The sequence below is a fragment of the Pseudomonas sp. V88_4 genome (assembly GCF_029967985.1).
Taxonomy (GTDB): Bacteria; Pseudomonadota; Gammaproteobacteria; order Pseudomonadales; family Pseudomonadaceae; genus Aquipseudomonas; species Aquipseudomonas glycinae.
Window position 1 is genome coordinate 139,698 of sequence record NZ_JASCAF010000040.1, and the last position, 17,229, is coordinate 156,926.

The 17,229-nt window shown below is 60.7% G+C and carries 22 protein-coding genes; all 22 read left to right on the plus strand.

Annotated elements, in window-relative coordinates; genetic code table 11:
• Positions 1 to 63: 63 nt before the first annotated feature.
• Entirely contained in the window at positions 64 to 492 is a 429-nt protein-coding gene (locus QLG12_RS15840) for a tail fiber assembly protein (protein ID WP_197868734.1), read from the plus strand.
• Between the two features lie 144 nt (positions 493 to 636).
• Complete coding sequence (locus QLG12_RS15845; RefSeq protein WP_197868733.1) at positions 637 to 828, plus strand: Com family DNA-binding transcriptional regulator; 192 nt, start codon at positions 637 to 639, stop codon at positions 826 to 828.
• A gap of 4 nt (positions 829 to 832) precedes the next feature.
• Positions 833 to 1,411, plus strand: a complete 579-nt coding sequence (locus QLG12_RS15850; RefSeq protein WP_064384039.1) for a DUF642 domain-containing protein — start codon at positions 833 to 835, stop codon at positions 1,409 to 1,411.
• Between the two features lie 110 nt (positions 1,412 to 1,521).
• The gene (locus QLG12_RS15855; RefSeq protein WP_039771226.1) at positions 1,522 to 1,860 is read left to right on the plus strand and encodes a phage holin family protein; all 339 of its coding nucleotides are present in this window, start codon (positions 1,522 to 1,524) and stop codon (positions 1,858 to 1,860) included.
• A gap of 73 nt (positions 1,861 to 1,933) precedes the next feature.
• On the plus strand, positions 1,934 to 2,455 hold the full coding sequence (locus QLG12_RS15860) for a hypothetical protein (protein ID WP_282474885.1): 522 nt from the start codon (positions 1,934 to 1,936) through the stop codon (positions 2,453 to 2,455).
• Between the two features lie 3 nt (positions 2,456 to 2,458).
• Positions 2,459 to 3,067 carry a phage baseplate assembly protein V gene (locus QLG12_RS15865; protein WP_064593819.1) on the plus strand — a complete coding sequence of 203 codons (609 nt, stop codon included), beginning with the start codon at positions 2,459 to 2,461 and terminating at the stop codon, positions 3,065 to 3,067.
• Positions 3,068 to 3,081: 14 nt separating this feature from the next.
• Positions 3,082 to 3,414, plus strand: coding sequence for a hypothetical protein (locus QLG12_RS15870; RefSeq protein ID WP_007954853.1), 333 nt, complete (start codon positions 3,082 to 3,084; stop codon positions 3,412 to 3,414).
• A complete protein-coding gene (locus QLG12_RS15875) occupies positions 3,411 to 4,406 on the plus strand; it encodes a baseplate J/gp47 family protein (RefSeq protein WP_282474886.1) in 996 nt (331 codons plus the stop codon). The genes QLG12_RS15870 and QLG12_RS15875 overlap by 4 nt, the downstream gene beginning before the upstream one ends.
• Positions 4,403 to 5,038 carry a phage tail protein I gene (locus QLG12_RS15880; protein WP_282474887.1) on the plus strand — a complete coding sequence of 212 codons (636 nt, stop codon included), beginning with the start codon at positions 4,403 to 4,405 and terminating at the stop codon, positions 5,036 to 5,038. Before QLG12_RS15875 ends, QLG12_RS15880 begins: the two co-directional genes overlap by 4 nt.
• Positions 5,039 to 7,756: a phage tail protein gene (locus QLG12_RS15885; RefSeq protein WP_282474888.1), complete on the plus strand. Its 2,718-nt coding sequence runs from the start codon at positions 5,039 to 5,041 to the stop codon at positions 7,754 to 7,756.
• Positions 7,757 to 7,766: 10 nt separating this feature from the next.
• Positions 7,767 to 8,276, plus strand: a complete 510-nt coding sequence (locus QLG12_RS15890; RefSeq protein ID WP_282474889.1) for a DUF4376 domain-containing protein — start codon at positions 7,767 to 7,769, stop codon at positions 8,274 to 8,276.
• A gap of 101 nt (positions 8,277 to 8,377) precedes the next feature.
• Positions 8,378 to 8,563: a hypothetical protein gene (locus QLG12_RS15895; RefSeq protein ID WP_282474890.1), complete on the plus strand. Its 186-nt coding sequence runs from the start codon at positions 8,378 to 8,380 to the stop codon at positions 8,561 to 8,563.
• A gap of 2 nt (positions 8,564 to 8,565) precedes the next feature.
• Positions 8,566 to 9,732 carry a phage tail protein gene (locus QLG12_RS15900; protein WP_074691321.1) on the plus strand — a complete coding sequence of 389 codons (1,167 nt, stop codon included), beginning with the start codon at positions 8,566 to 8,568 and terminating at the stop codon, positions 9,730 to 9,732.
• Positions 9,732 to 10,238: a phage major tail tube protein gene (locus QLG12_RS15905; protein WP_282474891.1), complete on the plus strand. Its 507-nt coding sequence runs from the start codon at positions 9,732 to 9,734 to the stop codon at positions 10,236 to 10,238. Before QLG12_RS15900 ends, QLG12_RS15905 begins: the two co-directional genes overlap by 1 nt.
• Positions 10,239 to 10,338: 100 nt before the next feature.
• The gene (locus QLG12_RS15910) at positions 10,339 to 10,920 is read left to right on the plus strand and encodes a phage tail assembly protein (RefSeq protein ID WP_102686571.1); all 582 of its coding nucleotides are present in this window, start codon (positions 10,339 to 10,341) and stop codon (positions 10,918 to 10,920) included.
• A gap of 128 nt (positions 10,921 to 11,048) precedes the next feature.
• Positions 11,049 to 13,244 carry a phage tail tape measure protein gene (locus tag QLG12_RS15915; protein ID WP_197868725.1) on the plus strand — a complete coding sequence of 732 codons (2,196 nt, stop codon included), beginning with the start codon at positions 11,049 to 11,051 and terminating at the stop codon, positions 13,242 to 13,244.
• Positions 13,241 to 13,624, plus strand: a complete 384-nt coding sequence (locus tag QLG12_RS15920; RefSeq protein WP_282474892.1) for a phage tail protein — start codon at positions 13,241 to 13,243, stop codon at positions 13,622 to 13,624. The genes QLG12_RS15915 and QLG12_RS15920 overlap by 4 nt, the downstream gene beginning before the upstream one ends.
• The gene (locus QLG12_RS15925; protein ID WP_282474893.1) at positions 13,617 to 13,829 is read left to right on the plus strand and encodes a tail protein X; all 213 of its coding nucleotides are present in this window, start codon (positions 13,617 to 13,619) and stop codon (positions 13,827 to 13,829) included. Before QLG12_RS15920 ends, QLG12_RS15925 begins: the two co-directional genes overlap by 8 nt.
• Before the next feature lie 9 nt (positions 13,830 to 13,838).
• A complete protein-coding gene (locus QLG12_RS15930) occupies positions 13,839 to 14,867 on the plus strand; it encodes a phage late control D family protein (protein ID WP_282474894.1) in 1,029 nt (342 codons plus the stop codon).
• Positions 14,868 to 14,925: 58 nt separating this feature from the next.
• Positions 14,926 to 15,510 (plus strand): hypothetical protein, encoded by a 585-nt coding sequence (locus QLG12_RS15935; protein ID WP_282474895.1) that lies wholly within the window; start codon positions 14,926 to 14,928, stop codon positions 15,508 to 15,510.
• Entirely contained in the window at positions 15,507 to 15,686 is a 180-nt protein-coding gene (locus tag QLG12_RS15940; RefSeq protein ID WP_039771254.1) for a DUF2635 domain-containing protein, read from the plus strand. Before QLG12_RS15935 ends, QLG12_RS15940 begins: the two co-directional genes overlap by 4 nt.
• Complete coding sequence (locus QLG12_RS15945; protein WP_236194246.1) at positions 15,686 to 17,182, plus strand: phage tail sheath subtilisin-like domain-containing protein; 1,497 nt, start codon at positions 15,686 to 15,688, stop codon at positions 17,180 to 17,182. The genes QLG12_RS15940 and QLG12_RS15945 overlap by 1 nt, the downstream gene beginning before the upstream one ends.
• The last annotated feature ends 47 nt before the right edge of the window (positions 17,183 to 17,229 follow it).

The following is a 17,229-nucleotide window of genomic DNA, read 5'->3' on the forward strand; positions in this document are numbered from 1 at the left end:
TGGATTGCCTGTCCGGCAGGAACGGAAATGCCGGGATCCCGGCAATCAAAAAGGACGATAAGCATGAATCGATACGTTTTCATCACGATGCCCAATTCCAAGGTTTATCGGGTGGTTGATACCGACGAAGGGAAACCGGTCAGCTTTCCTGACGGATTGGGGGGGCTGTGGGTGGATGCCACGGGAAACACGGACGTTGTGGTCGGATGGAATGCCCGACTGGTCAACAACCAGTGGGAGTTGCATGCACCCACTTTCGAAGAGGTGGCAAGCCAGGTCAAGTTCCTCGCCACTGAGAAGCTATCGAATGCCAAAGGTTGGCTGACGTTCAACCCGCTGGATTACAAGCAGGATCTGGGCATCGCAACGCCGGAGGAAGAAGCGGCGTTGCTGGCTTACAAACAATACGTCATCGCCGTGTGCGATTACAGGAATCAACCGGGTTACCCGTACACCATGATTTGGCCGACAGAGCCTTTTTCGCTGGTTTGAATCGACGACCCGATTGTTCTGGTCTGTATGACCTAAAAGCCCGGCCCCGGCGCCGGGCTTTCTGGAATGCCTGCCTGAGGCAGGCGCTTCAACAAGGTTTCGCGGCATGAGCAAGGCCCCGCAGGGAATCAAAAGGATTTGTCGATGTTGAAAGAATGCCGCTGCGGCCATTGCAATCGACTGCTCGCCCGGGTGGGCGAGTACACAGAACTCCAGATCAAATGTTCCCGCTGCGGAACGTTGAATCATGTGAAGGCCACGAGTCTCGAGCGATCGCCTGTGAGCGACATGCGTGCTGCATCGCCAGCACAACCTGATCAATCTCCTCATAGGTAAAGACATGAATATTCTCAAGAAATACGTAGCTCCGTTTCTCGCTATTGCACTGCTGGGCAATGGCGGCAGCGCAATCGCCGCCAACCTCCTGGTGAACGGCAGCTTTGAACAATCGACATGCGGTGGTGGCTGCATTCTGGACACCCCGGCAAAAACCAATGCCATCACAGGCTGGACGACGTTCCTGTCCGGTGCCGAATACTTCAACATGCCCAATGCCATCGGCGGTTCCGTGGCAGCAGATGGCGTGATGATCGTCGACCTGGCCAACTACGTTTATGGCAACGGTGGCGGGATTCAGCAGAATTTCGCGACCACTCCGGGCGCCAAGTACCGTCTGACTTTCAGTGCCGGCAACTCCCGATTCGCCAGCCGCTCCGGCGACGGTGTCATTCAGGTGAAAGTGGCCGGGCAAACCGCTACGTTCAACACACCGACAGCCAAAGGCGTCGCGGTCGAGTGGAGCACCGTCACTTACGAGTTCACCGCGATTACCGCGCAGACAACTCTGGCGTTTTCCAACGAGCAGAACCCGTACGCCAACTACGCCTTCATCGACAACGTCATTGTCGAGCGCCTGTAACTGATGAATGCGCGGAACCTGTAGCTGTTCTTCCCCGCTTCAGAGGCGACACCCGTCCGGTGTCGCCTCTTCACTTCTCTTCATTCATCAACGCTTTCAGGAGGCGTGACATGACAAACGAGCAACAAGCGTTGGCGGACATGCCGATCTGGCTGGTCATCCTCCTGGCCGTCGTGGGCGGGGTGTCCGGCGAAATGTGGCGTGCCGACAAGGAGGGCGCTCGCGGCTGGTCACTGTTGCGGCGCCTGGCCTTGCGCTCCGGCGCCTGCATGATCTGCGGTGTCTCGGCGATCATGCTGCTGTATGCCGCCGGGCTGTCGATCTGGGCCGCCGGGGCATTTGGTTGCCTCACTGCAATGGCCGGTGCCGACGTCGCCATCGGCCTTTACGAACGCTGGGCTGCCAAGCGCATCGGCGTGTGCGAAGTTCCGCCGCGCGACCCGCAATAACCCATTCACTTTCCTGTCTCGCTGCACGCCGTGCGGCGGGACTTCGCGTGGACATCAGAAAAGGAGGTCAAGCATGCCCACACCGATCCAGCAGCCTTCGCAGCTGTTCACGGCAATGGCCACAGCCTTGCGTAACAACGCCGACCTGAACGTGCAGGTCGGCAATCACGATGACTTCACAGCTCCCGGCGACAAGGCATGGGTGCTGATCGACATCGAGCGAAATGCACCGGGAGAACGCGCCGCCAACGGTCGCATCGCCCATGTGCTCACGTTGTCGCTGCAAGTGATTCCGGCGCTGTCTGCCACGGCGTTTGCCGCGTGCGATCTGATCGCCGCCCTGAAAAACCTGATCACCGACAACCGCTGGGGCTTGCCCGGCGAGCAATGCGATCTGCCGATGAACATCGATGGAATGCCGTCATTGCTCGTCCGCGCCGATCAGCCGAACAAAGCCTGGACGCTGTCGTTCAACCAGACCCTCTACTTGGGCCCGACCCTGCTGGACGACCCGCTCGGCACACCGAAATTTGCCCGCACCTGGGAAGTCAGCGACATCGACGATCCCGACCAATACACCTCGCTGGAGGCCTGATCGATGTTCGACGCATTACTGCGAATGCAACTGGGCCCGATCATCGAACGCCTGGCCGAGATGGAAGCGGAGATCGAAGACCTGCACCGGCGCGCCGAGAGTTATTGCCGCATCGGCATCTGTCAGGACGTCGACGCCGCGAGCAACACCTGCCGGGTCAGTCACGGTGGATTGCTCACCCCGGCCATCAAATTCTTCAACCCCAGCGCCGGTGCGCAGAGCGAATCGCGGATCCCGACGGTGGGTGAGCAGTGTCTGCTGTTCAACTACGGCAGCGGTGAAAGCGGTGCGCAGAGCGTGGCGTTGTTCGGCCTGAACAGTGACCGTTTTCCACCAACCTCGACGGTGCCGACGTTGACTCGTCGTGTTCATCAGGACGGCAGCGAAAGCGGCTACGACGACGCCACGCACACGCTGCACTGGCAAAACGGGCCGGCCGCCTTCAATGGTTCCCGCGAGTCGCTTGAACTGAGCATCGGTCCGGCACGGCTGGCGATGACCCCGCAAGCGATCAACCTGCAACTGGGCGCGGTCGGCCTGACCATCGACGCCTCGGGCGTGCACTTCAGCGGCCCGTTGGTGGATCACCAGGGCCGCGTCATCAGCCCCTGAATCAAGAGCTTCCCATGATCGGAATCGATAGAGACAGCGGGGCCACGGTCGACGATTGGCTGCAATTCGTGCAGCGCGCGACACGAGCCCTGACCACGCCGCTGGGCACCCGGCAAAAAAGGCCCCTTTATGGATCGTTGATCCCCACGTTGCTGGGGCAGAACCTGGGCGACGACATCCTGTTGCTCGCCCAGAGCCACGCAGCCCAGGCGTTTTACAACCCGCAAAACGGCATCGGCGATTTCCAGCCCGGCGTGATCGTCGCCACCCGACAGGGCGCGGGATTGCTGTTGCGATTTGCCGGCACCTGGAAAAACCGCCAACAGACTTTCGAGGTCGTGACATGAGCATGTTGATCCCCGGCCAGAATCAGTTGGCCGAACCCTCCTTGATCAAGGTCGATGCCTTCGAGGATCTGCTCGCCGAGTTCAAGACCTTCGTGGTCGAGTACGTCGGCGCACGTTCGCCGCAGAGCGCGGAAAAGCTCAAGACCAGCCTGGACAACGAAAGCGAACTGCTGACGATGGCGCTCGAAGCGTTTTGCGTTCGCCTGCAGACCCACGAACGCAAATACAACGCCCGGATCAAGCAGATGCTGGCGTGGTGGGCCACCGGCAGCAACCTCGATGCGCGGCTGGCGGACATGGGCCTGGAGCGACAGTTGCTCGATCCGGGCGACCCGGCAGCGTTTCCGCCGGTGCCGGCGATTTACGAGAGCGACGATGACGCCCGGCTACGCTATTACCTGGCACCCCATGCGCCGGCGGCGGGTTCGCGTATGCAGTATCGCCGCGAGGTCTTCACCCTCGGTGAACGGCCGACGGTGAAAGTCGAATCCACCGAGGCCGGTGTGGTGAACGTCACCTACACCTTCGACCCGGACGGCCTCGCCGCGCAGGTCAAGGACGGCAATGGTCGTCGCACCGCGCCTGGCGAAGTGCAAGTCACCGTGCTTGCCCGCGAGGGCGACGGTATGCCGTCCCCGACCTTGCTCGACGGCGTGCGCCGACACTTTTCCCGGCCCGATGTCTGTCCGGAGACCGACAAGGTCACGGTCAAAGGCGCCGAGATTCAGCGCTACAAAATCCGCGTCGTGGCGAAGATCAATTCCGGCCCGGATTCGGGCCTGACCAAAGTCGCCGCCGAGCAGCATCTGCAAGCCTACGCCGACAGTTGCCATCGCCTGGAAGGCCGGGTCGATCCGAGCTGGATCGACTACACGCTGCACAGCGCCGGCGCCGTGCAATTGCAGATTCTTGAGCCGCTGACACCGATCGTGTGCAGCGCGTTTCAAGCACCGTACTGCACGGCGGTCGAGGTCGAGGTTCAGACGCTATGACTGATCAGACACCGCGTCCGACCCTGCTGCCGGCCAACAGCTCGGCGCTGGAACGGGCCCTCGACATCGGCTTCGGCGCTTTGCTTGATCGCGTCGCTCCGCCGTTTCCCGAACTGATGAATCCGGCTTCGACACCCATCGCGTTCCTGCCGTATCTCGCAGCGGATCGCGGGGTGGCCGAATGGAGCACCGACGCACCCGAAGCGGAAAAGCGCCTGACCGTCGAACTGGCCTGGCCCACCGCGCGCCAGGCCGGCACTCGCAAGGCGCTGGAGAATGCCGCCAAGGGTTTGCAACTCCGGCCGGAAATTCGCGCCTGGTACGAACAGACACCGCCCGGCGAACCCTACAGCTTTTCCGTGCGCGCCTTCAGCGAACAACCCTACAGCGAAGAAATCGACGCCCGTCTCGACCGGCGTCTGGCTGATGCCAAGAGCGAGCGTGACGTGCTGTCGGTATCGGTCGGCCTCAGCGCCTTTGGCAGTCACGTCATTGGCGCCGCGACCTTCTGCGGTGAGTTGACCACGGTCTATCCGGTGTTCATCGAAGGGCTCGAAGCCTCGGGAGAGACGTTCTTGGGCGCAGGCATGTACACCGTCGAAACATCCACTATTTATCCTCAGGGGGCCTGAATGGCTGACTATTACACCCTGCTCACCAACGCAGGGATTGCCTACGAAACCGCCTGCAAGGCAGCGGGCGTACCGATCAAGCTGACGCAGATTTCCGTCGGCGATGGCGGCGGAGCGGTCTACAACCCGGCCGCGACGGCTACCGCGCTGAAACGCGAAGTCTGGCGCGGTCCGCTCAACGCGTTGTTCCAGGACGAGAAGAATCCGAGCTGGCTGCTCGCCGAAGTCACCATTCCGCCGGACGTCGGCGGTTGGTACGTGCGTGAAGCCGGCCTGTGGACCGACACCGGGATTCTCTACGCCATCGTCAAATACCCGGAGTCGTTCAAGCCGGTATTGGCCACGTCGGGGTCGGGAAAAGAGTTCTACATCCGCTCGATTTTCGAGACCAGCAATGCCTCGCTGGTGACGCTGCTGATCGATGACACTGTGGTCAAGGCCACTCGCGCCTGGGTCATGAGCTACCTCGCCGAAGAACTCGGCAAACTGGATGGCAAACAGTCGGTTCGCGTCGCCGCCACCGCCAATGTGGTGTTGAACGGTGCGCAGCAGATCGATGGCGTGGCGGTGATTGCGGGTGACCGCGTGCTGCTGCCGAATCAGACCCTGGCGAAAGACAACGGTCTGTGGATCGTCGCCAACGGTGACTGGACTCGGGCCAACGATGCCAACGTCAGCGCCAAGGTCACGCCAGGCCTGACGGTGATGGTGGAAGAGGGCACGCTCAACGGCGATTCGCTGTGGCACCTGACCACCAACGCGCCGATCACTCTTGGCACTACCGCGCTGACATTCAAGATGCTCGCGGGGCGTACCGGGATTGCTGCCGGTACTTACAAAAGTCTGAGCGTCGACGAATATGGCCGCGCGACGGCCGGCTCGAATCCCGACACGCTGGCCGGTTTCGGCATCAAGGACTCCTACACCAAGGCTGAAGTTGAAGCGCTGATTGCCAAGGCCTCGGCGTTGCCGGTGGGTTCGATTGTGGCGTTCCCCGTTGATACGCCGCCGCCGGGCTTTCTGGAGCTGGACAACAGCGTCAAGAGCAGCGCGACCTACCCGGACTTGAGCGCCTATCTGGGCGGCAAGTTCAACAAGGGCGATGAGGGCGTCGGGAATTTCCGGTTGCCTGAAGCGCGCGGGGAGTTCTTGCGGGGTTGGGATCATGGGCGGGGAGTGGATGCCGGTCGGGCGATTGGTAGCTGGCAGGCGGACGACAACAAGGCGCATACACACGGGACGGTCTATGACGTTATTGTCGATACATTCGCGCCCGGCGAGACCAGGCGTAACTTTCTTCAGCAATACAACAATATGGATGATGTTGTAACCAAGGCTTCGGGTGGAGCAGAAGCACGTCCCCGCAACCTCGCAGTGATGTGGTGCATCAAAGCCTGGAACGCTCCGGTCAATCAGGGAAACATCGACGTAGCGGCACTGGTCAAGGAAGTCTCCCGGCTCGGATCTGCCGTTCCGGTGGGTGCCGTCATGGCATTCCCGACGGGGATAGTTCCACCTGGCTTTCTGGAGCTGGATGGCAGTGTGCAGAGCATTGCGACTTATCCGGATCTGGCGGCGTACCTGAGTACAAAATTCAACAAGGGCGATGAAGGCACCGGTAACTTCCGTTTGCCGGAGTCTCGCGGTGAGTTCCTGCGAGGCTGGGACCATGGGCGAGGGGTCGATGTCGGTCGAGGGATCGGTAGCTGGCAGGCGGATGACAACAAGGCTCACGCCCACACCTACACCCGGATTCCCGTTTTCGGCAATACCGGTGGCGCCAACGCCGCGGGTATCGCTGCCGACAATGGAACGCAAGCGGGCAATTCCAACTTTGCCAGCTACATGAACACGTCGGGAGGGAGCGAGGCTCGACCACGCAACCTCGCCGTCATGTGGTGCATCAAGGCCTGGAACGCCCCGATCAATCAGGGGAGTATCGACGTAGCCGCACTGGCTACTGAGGCCAAACTGAGTCGTCTCAACGGCGCAGAAGTAGGCGCCGCGCGCAATCTGAGAATGTCGTTGTCTGCTGCCGCGTCGGTTGCAACGTTGACCGCCGACCAACTTGTTGTCGAGCAACCGGGTGTCGGCCGGTACACGCTGTCGAATCTCAATCTATCGCTAAATCTGACAACTACCGGCGTCGGTGGAATGGACAGCGGCGCTGCACCTGTCAACGGTAGTGTCGGCATTTATGTCATTTACAACCCTGAGTCGAGGGTTGCAAAGCTGCTGGTCGTCAATGCGACATCGACTTCTGTTCCAGAGACTTACGCTGGCACCAATATGCCTGCCGGTTATAGCGCCAGTGCGTTGGTCAGCGTTTGGCAAACCGATGCCAATCGATTGATGAATGTCGGTATTCAACATCAGCGTTCAATTTCCATTACCCAGGCGCCTGTGCTGGAAAACGGCTTATCGATGTCGCCGACCCCTATCTCGCTGGCCTCTGTTGTTCCGAAGAATGCGAAAACCGTCGGTGGCTACATTCATTACATTGGAAGCATTGATTCTCCGGGTGGTGGCTTACTGGGGCTTTCGTCGGATGTTACCGAGGTGGGGCTGAAAGGATGCGGCATCGGTGGAGTCGGCGGACAGGGTGTTCTCAGTCCGTTCTCGGATCTGGTCATGACGACGCCACAGACCATCTATTACCGCCTCTATTCGTCGGTCTCACGTGCCAACGATGTCCACATCTCCCAATACACTTTCTAAGGAGTCCTCTATGTTGAGAGCCTACTCAAATTCAGGTACGGCCTTTCGTTGTGTTGCCCAGGACTGGCCGCTGGCTGATGGTGAAATTCTGTTTGACCATGAGCCCACTGTCCAGGAACTGGAGGATGCGTTCGGTTTCGCGACCGGAGAGTTGGTTGTAAAACGCCAACTGGAGTTGATTGCTCAAGAGCGATTTCGTCGCGAAAGCTCGGGCATCGTAGTCGATGGCGTCGCTATCGACACATCCCGAGACAGCCAGTCGCTGATCGCCGGCATGGCTGTTTCAGCCATTCTCGATCCTGCTTATCAATGCAGTTACAAGGCCGTTGCCGGATTCATAGATCTGAGGGGACCACAGATTCTGCAAGTCGCAAAGGCTGTCCGATCTCATGTACAGGCCTGTTTCGACCGGGAAAAAGCTTTGTCCGAAGCCGCTCGAGCCGGTACCTGCAATAGTGAAATGCTGATTGAGGGATGGCCGGAAGGCGCGCCGCAAACGCCTCCTGAAAACCTCCAATAAACGCCTCGAACCCCGGGGCGTTTTCTTTCCCCCAAAAAAAAATTCAACACCCGCCAAGCCCCTCCCAATGAGGGACTTTCCCGTTTATGGAGAAACGAAAAATGGCAACCCGCCAAACCTATACCGTGCTCGTTCCATTCCCCACCGGCGGTGGGCACTGGTCGAGCGTCGGCCAGCAACTCGATCTGCTCGATGTCGAGGCCAGTGCCCTGCACAGCGCCGGTCGACTGGAGCTGAAAACATCTACCACCAAGGCCGTGAAGGCCGCTGCCAAGAAGGCTGACTGACTATGGCTGAGGTTCTGAACTTCGAGCACAACGGCATTACCGTCAATGCCACCGAATCCCCCGAGGCCATGGGTGGCCTGGGCGACAACGTTATCGGTCTGGTCGGCACCGCGCCGAAAGCCGATCCGCTGATTCCGCGTAACGCACCGTTTCGTATCAACAGCTTCACCACCCATGCGCTGCTCGATCCGACAGGTTCCGAAGAAGGCACGCTGTACCACGCGGTTTACCAGATCCTCAAAGTGGTCAAGGTGCCGGTGTACGTGGTGATTGTCGAAGCGGGCGCGACCCCGGCCGATACCGTCAACGCCGTGATCGGCGGTGTTGAACCGGCCACCGGCCGCAAGCTCGGTCTGGCGGCACTGGGCAGTGTCCCGGAAGACCTGACCATCATCGGCGCGCCGGGCTTCACCGGCACCAAGGCTGTGGCCAGCGAGTTCGCCTCGTTCGGCAAGCGCATCAAGGCCCGTGTGGTGCTGGACGGCAAGGACGCCTCGGTCGCCGACCAGGTGCTGTACAGCCAGGAGCTGGGCGGTGCGGATCTGGGTTTCGACCGTTGCCTGGTGGTGCACAACATGCCTGCCGTGTACTCGAAAGCCGCTAAGAAAAACGTGTTCCTCGCGCCATCCAGTCTGGCGATTGCCGCGCTGGCCAAGGTCAAGCAATGGGAAAGCCCGGGCAACCAGGTGACCTACGCCGAAGACGTGTCCCGGGTCGTTGAATACAACATCCTCGACACCTCCACCGAAGGCGATCTGCTCAACCGCTACGGCGTCAGCTACTACGCCCGCACCATCCTTGGCGGCTTCTCGCTGCTGGGCAACCGCTCGATCACCGGCAAGTTCATCAGCTACGTCGGTCTGGAAGACGCCATCAGCCGCAAGCTGGTGAAGGCCGGCCAGAAAGCCATGGCGAAGAACCTGACCAAGTCGTTCATGGATCAGGAAGTCAAACGCATCAACGACTGGCTGCAAACCCTGGTCGCCGACGAAACCATTCCCGGCGGCAGCGTGTACCTGCACCCGGAACTCAACAGCGTCGAGAAGTACAAGAACGGCACCTGGTACGTGGTCATCGACTACGGCCGCTACGCGCCGAACGAACACATGGTTTATCAACTCAACGCCCGCGATGAAATCATCGAGCAGTTCCTGGAGGACGTTCTCTAATGTTTACCAACCGCGTAAGACAGGCCATCGCGGCCACCCTGCAAGGCCTGCCGTTGTCGGCGACCGTGGAAGAATTCACTCCGCCGAAAATCGATTTCGAGATGGAAAACATGACGGGCGGGCGCTTCATCGTCGAGGAAATGGCCAAGAGCGCCAAGGCACTCGGCGCCAAGCTGATCCTGCAGGGCACCGGCCCGGAAATCATGCTTGCACTGGGTGTGAAGCTGGGCGAAGACATCCTGCTGAACGTGCGCGAAGCCGGTCAGGATCAGGACGGCAACACCTGGTTCACCTACCACACCGTGGGCGGCAAGCTGAAGATCCTCGATGAGGGCACGATCAAAATGGGCGAGAAACCCAAGACCACGCTGGAGCTCTCCTGCCGCACCTACACCCGCCTGGAAAACGGCATTCCGGTGATCGACATCGACGTGCGCACCCAGAAGTTCGTGCTCAACGGCGTCGACATCCTCGGTGATGCCCGTCGTGCGGTGCTGATGCCGTAAGCGTCGGCCAAAGGCAAACACAAAACCCTGTGGGAGTGGGCAAACCCCGCTCCCACAAGGGACTGCAACACCCCCTCAAGAATCACCAAGGAATTCATACATGTCGTGGATGCCACCCAAGCATGATCTGTTGTCGCCGATTACCGGCGACGACGGCTCGCAGATCGAATCGATCCAGCTCAAGCCGCTGTTCTACGCCGCCCAGAAAGAAGCACTGGAACGCGCCGGCGACGACGAAGACGACCAGTTCTTCGAACTGGCGCTGCTGGCCACCGGCTTGTCGGTCAAGGAACTCGACCAGCTCAAGCGCCCGGACTACGTGACCATCGCGCAGTACGTGCACGAATTCTCGACCCGTCCGGCGTCGTTCTTTCTCGACCAGGTCGAAGACGCGGAACAGTCCGACGATCCCGATCAGGTGCAACTGCTGTTGCCGCTCGCCGTCACCGGCCGCACCGTGACTTCGCTGAGCCTGGAAATGCCGGCGCTGCGGGCCACCAAAGTGATGAAGAAACTGAAAACGGCCAAGGAACGCGCCGAGTTCATCACCGCCCATTGCACCGGCCTGATGATCCCCGATCTGGCCCTGTTGAGCGTGCCGGACTGGACGCAATTGCAGGTGCGCATCGACGATTTTTTAAACCAGCCGGCGGCCTTCTTTCAGAACGCGACATCGAAGTAATCCTCGATATCGTGCCGCTCATTTACCCGGTAAGTGAGGCGGAAATTCTGGAGTGGGACGCCGAAAAGGCGTTGCGCCGCTACGACATAGCGATCACTCGCCTTGGCGTGAAACAGGAGTAGAGCGGCATGGCAGAGAGCAAATTTGCGCTCACATACGCCAATGAGCGTGGCAACGCAGCATCCGGGTTGGCGGTGCCTGATGGCTTTGGCAAACCGCTGCAGGACTTGAATCTGACTATAGCGCTGGCCAGCGTGGATATTCGCTTACTCACGCAGGAGCAGATCAAGCTGCGGGAACTGCTGGTCAGCCAGCAGTCGTTGTTCAAGGTCGTCACGGCGCCGCCAGCCGCCAATAGTGAGCCGAAGTCAAAACTCAAGGCGGAAATCGAGCAGCGTCCGCCACCGAAAAGACTGCAATCGGCGATGGCCAACGAGACGGCGCTGGTTGAATTGAATCAGGTGCTGCACCTGAGCACGAAATCGCTTCAGGCTCTTTCGGAAAAGAACCTGGAAATCGCCAGTGATAAACGGGTTGCCCCCAGCGGGGCTACCGGCGCGGATCTGTTGCAAGTGCAACTCGCAGGGCTGCGGTCCGGCATCAGTGATGGTCTGAAGGGCGAGCAGAAAACGCAGGCGTTGCAGGATTTCTCCCGTGATGCCGCCATCAATGCCTCGGCCTTCAAGATGGATGTCAAGGCGGCTGGCGAAATGTTGTCGGGCTGGCGCACCGCTTTGAAGCTTGATCAGGTGCAGAGCCAGGATCTGGCAGACGCAACCAACTACCTTGGCAACAGTGGCCTGAACGTCAAAGCCGCGGACATCGGCTCCGTCGTTCAAAGCGCCGGTGAGGACGCCAAGGCTGCCGGGATGACACCTGAGCAAGTGGCTGCACTTGCGGCGGCGTTCCTCAACAGCGGCGCTGACAAGACCGATGCCGGAGCGGCGCTGAAGAGTTTCACGACGGTTCTGGGCAAGGGAGAGTCCGCGTCATCGGCGCAGCGCTCGGCCTGGGCCGACATAGGTCTGAACCCGGAGTCGCTCGCGCACGGGATGAGTGGCAATGCACCCGAAACGATCCAGCTGGTTCTGGAACAACTCAAGCAACAGCCTGAGGAGAAACAGGCTTCGCTGACTAAAACGCTGTTTGGCAACAATGATGCAATCCTCGAGTTGTTGAAGAAGCCTGAGGATGTTCAAACGGCGTTCAAGCTGGTTGCTGACAAGTCCCTGTATGCAGGCTCGACGGGAAAAACCGCTGAGGCTTATGGCAATACATCGCAGGGACGCTGGAATGCGCTGGATGCGAGTCTAAACCGGCTGTCCACGGCAGTCGGCAATGCATTGGCCCCGGTGACGGACGGCTTCGCCATCGGGCTCACTGCGGTGGTCAATGGACTGAGCGCAGCCGCCGAAACTTTCCCGTTCGTCACCGCAGCACTGACATTGCTGGGTGTGGCTGCCACGCCGTTCGTGGCGGGCGCTCTGAAAACCGGCGTGTCTGCCGTGCTTGATGCGGTCTCCACGAGACTTCTGCGCCTGGCCGCGGCACGTTTACCGTCTGAAATCGGCGATATGATCACCGGTGACGATGACAACGGCGGCGGTCGCAAAAAGAAACGATCGGCTCGCAAGTCGGGTCAGGGCAAGCAGGCCAAAGCCTCTGCGAAAGGTGCCCGGCCCCGCACGCCCGCTGTTCGTCAAAGCCTGGGCAGTCGACTGCGCGGTGCAGCGATGAAGGTCATGCCTTCGATCAAACGTGCGTCTGCCAGGGTCTTGCCTGCAGTGCGGAGCTTCGGACCCAAGGTCATGCCGATGCTGTCCCGGATGGCACCTTTGGTGGGGAGGGTCGCTGCCCCGGTAGTGCTGGCGCACGCCGCTTACACAGGCCTGAAAGGCCTGCGTGAAGGTGATGAAAAAGCGGTGGGAAGCGCAAAAGCCGAGCTGGCAGGGGCAGCCATTGGCGCTGTGATCGGCGGGGTTGTTTTTCCAGGTCTCGGCATAGGCATCGGGAGTGCTTTGGGTGGAATGGCGGGCTCATGGATAGGAGATCTACTCGCAGACCCGCCCGCCGACAAACTCGCTGCGCCGGGAGATGTCGCGAAAAACCTGGTCAACGCTCCCACCCAAAGTCAAAACCAGCAAGTCACCTTCTCCCCACTGATCCAGGTCACCTGTCCGGCACCGGACACTGCCGAGCAGATTCGCACGATCATCGGGCAGCAACTGAGCGGGCAATTCCACGGCCAGTTCCTGCCGCTGTTGACCAACAACCCGCTCGCCACCCGCCGTGACGCAGCCCTGACCGATGGAGTCGCCCGATGAAACAACAAATGGCACTGGGCAGTTTCATCTTCGGTCTGTCCCGGAATTTTGCGTACAGCACGCTGACGCGTAAATCCGAGGGTGGCTGGACTGATCTGCAGATCCTCAACAGCAAACCCAGATCCCATCAGACAGGACAAAAGCCTGAAACCCTGACCATCACCGGTACCTCGATGTACGCCGTGGCGATGGAGCGGCTCGATGAACTGCGTGCGCTGCAAGCGTTGAGAGTGCCGCTGCCGTTGATTGACGGCATTGGTCGCAATTGGGGTTTGTGGCGGATCAACAGCATCGACGAAAACCAGAGCGAGGTCATCGATGACGGCACCGCGATGGTGATCAAGTGGGTCATCGGATTGTCGGAGTTCAACAATGCGTAAAGTACGAAGCGTGGCCGGTGACTCGGTGAATCTTTTGCTGTACCGCGAAACCGGTCGCAGTGATGACAGCGCCGAAGAAGCCCTGTGGACACTCAACCCGACCCTGGCCGAGCACGGCCCGATCCTGCCGGCAGGTGTCTGGGTGACGCTGCCGGAACTCGACGCGAAACCGGTCGCAATCAAACCGGTTCTGGCCTGGGATTAAGGAGGCTGCATGGCACAGGGATTTACGCCGGCGATCGAAATCTACGGCGCCAACGAAGCCTTGCTGAACCAGCGTCTGATCAGTTGGGAACACATCGATGCCGCCGGGATGGAGTCCGATCAACTGACGCTGGTACTTGATCTGGAAGGCCTGGAAGGCTTGCCGACCCTGGGCGGAACCATCGGCTTGCGGGTGGGTTATCTGGAGACCGGGCTGGTCGAAAAAGGCCAGTTCAAGGTTACTCGACTGACACCGACGCTGTTCCCGCTACGCCTGACGCTGGTCGCGACCGCCGCGCCTTTCAGCGGCAAGGACGACACCGGATTCAAGGAACGGCGCACGGCCAGTCATGGCCCTACAACCCTTGGCGGACTGTTTCGCGAGCTGGTTTCGAGACACGGATTCTCGCCGCGCGTGGATCCCGAACTGGCGCTGATCAGGATCGCCCATGTCGACCAGTCGAACGAAACCGACATGAGCTTCATCACACGCCTGGCGAAAAAGTACGACGCGGTGGCCAAACCGTTCAACGACCTCTACGTACTGGCGAAACCGGCGCAACTGAAAAACCTGTCGGGACAGGTCATACCGGACGTCAGGCTGTCGGTCACCCACAACAATCGACCGGGCGATCACGCCTTCATCAGCGCCACGCTGGAAGAAACCGCCCGCACCCAGAATCAGGGTTGCAAAACCTCATTCTGGGACAGTGCGCTCGGCAAGCTGCGCGAAGTGATCACCGGTTCCGAACCCTACAAGGTCATTCGCCAGAAACTGGCCAGCGAAGAAGAAGCCAAAGCCATCGGCGAGGCCGAAGTGCGCAAGATGCTGCGCGAGAAATACAAGCTGAAGGTCACCTGCCCGGGCGATCCGTTGCTGGCGGCCGAAGGTCTGCTGGTGCTCGACGATACCTGGCCGGATTTCATGCGCGGGCGCTGGTCGATTGAAAAGGTCACCGCCAGTGGCAAGCGCGAGGAAAGCTATCGCTGCCTGATCGAAGCCAACGGCCGGGATCCCGAGGCAAAAGCCAAGGACTGATCCCCCGGTCTCACCGCCACACCTCTCTGTGGTCACTCATAAAACCTGGAACGCTCCCATGAAGATCTCCCCGATCCTCACGCAGCTGCGTGCGCAATGCCCAAGCCTTGCCGGCCATATCGCGACAGGTGTCGACCTGGCGCTGTTGCAAGGTGACCCGAATCTGCCGACGCCCTCGGCCCATGTTTTACCGCTGGCCGACGTGGCCAGTGCCAGCACCGCACAGAACTCCTCCAGCCAACCGATCCGCGACCGCTTTGAAATCATCCTGGCACTGGATGCCACGGAAGCCACAAAAGCGCTGGATCTGTTGCACGACCTGCGCGCCGAACTGTGGCGTGCGCTGGTGGGTTTCAAACCCGATTCCAGCTACAGCGCCATCGTTTACGACGGCGGCGAAACGGTCTCGATCAACAGCAGCCGCGCGTTCTACCGGCTGCGCTTTTTTGCCGAGTTCCAGCTGGGCCGCAATCTGCCAAGTCAGCCTGCGGAGAGTTGGCACGAACGCGAACTGGACGGTTTGTCGTCCTTTACCGGGGTCACTGTGCGGGTCGATGCGATTGACCCGGCCGACCCCAACCTGAAACACCCGGGCCCTGACGGGCGCGTGGAAATGACTTTCTCTGGAGACGTAACCCCATGAGCAACCGCATCACCGTAGTGCCGGCCCCTGGCCGCGCCGTGCCGGACCCGGAAGCCGGCGACCTGCTGCCACTGGAAGGCCGTGAAGTGCTGGACAGCGCCTGGTGGCGCCGACGTCTGGCCGACGGCGATATCACCCTCAAAACCGCAACAGCCAAACAAAAGGGAGCCAAATAATGGCGATCGGATTCAGCAACATCCCTGCGGACATTCGTGTACCGCTGTTCTATGCCGAAATGGACAACTCGGCCGCCAATAGCGCGTCCTCGTCCATGCGCCGCCTGATCGTGGCGCAGGTCAACGACAACATCGCCCCGAGCGAAGTCGGCAAACTGGTGCTGGTCTCCAGCGTGGCACTGGCCAAGAGCATTGGTGGCCAGGGCTCGATGCTGGCGTCGATGTACGAGACCTTCCGCAAGGCCGACCCGATCGGTGAGATCTGGTGCCTGCCGCTGCACAACGCCACCGGCGCCATCGCCAAAGGCGTGCTGACCCTGACCGGCACCGCGACCCAGGCTGGCGTGCTCAACCTGTATGTCGGCGGCGTCCGCGTCCAGGCCACCGTGGTCAACGGTGCCACTGCTGCCCAGGCGGCCACCGCCCTGGCACAGAAAATCAACGCCACCGCCGATCTGCCGGTGAGCGCAGCCGCCGCTGAAGGCGTCGTCACTCTGAACGCCAAATGGACCGGCGAGAGCGGCAACGACATCAGCCTGCAATTCAATCGCCTGGGCAAGAGCAACGGCGAAGAAACCCCGGCCGGCCTGACCACCGCGATCACCGCAATGACCGGCGGCGTCGGCGTGCCTGACCAGGTTGAAGCGGTTGCTGCACTGGGCGACGAGCCGTTCGAGTTCATCACACTGCCATGGTCCGACCTGGCCACCCTCAACACCTGGCAAGCGGTGATGGACGACAGCACCGGTCGCTGGTCGTGGGCCAAGCAACTGTTCGGTCACGTCTACAGTGCCAAGCGCGGCACCGTCGGCACGCTGGTGGCAGCCGGTCAGGCACGCAACGACCAGCACATGACCATTCAGGCGCTGGAACCGGGCGTTCCGCAACCGGTGTGGGTACAAGCTGCAGCACTGGCCGCGCGCACTGCGGTGTTCATCTCCGCCGACGCCAGCCGTCCGACCCAGAGCGGCAGTCTGCCGGGCGTCGATCCGGCCCCGGCCAGCGAGCGCTTCACCCTGACCGAGCGTCAGTCGCTGCTCAACTACGGCATCGCCACCGCGTACTACGAAGGCGGCTACGTGCGCATCCAGCGCTCGATCACCACCTACCAGAAGAACGCTTACGGCCAGGCTGACAACTCGTACCTGGACAGCGAAACCATGCACCAGTCGGCGTTCATCGTGCGTCGTCTGCAAAGCGTGATCACCAGCAAGTACGGTCGCCACAAACTGGCTTCCGACGGCACCCGTTTCGGCGCCGGCCAGCCGATCGTCACCCCGGCGACCATTCGCGGCGAGCTGATCGCCCAGTACGCCAAGCTCGAACTCGAAGGCCACGTGGAAAACGCCGAGCTGTTCGCCGAGCACCTGATCGTCGAGCGCGACGTGCAGGACCCGAGCCGCGTAAACGTGCTGTTCCCGCCGGATTACATCAACGGTCTGCGCGTGTTCGCACTGCTCAACCAGTTCCGCCTGCAGTACGACGACGCGGCCTGACCGGCCCGTTTGAATCTGTGAATCCAGCCCACTTCGAGTGGGCTTTT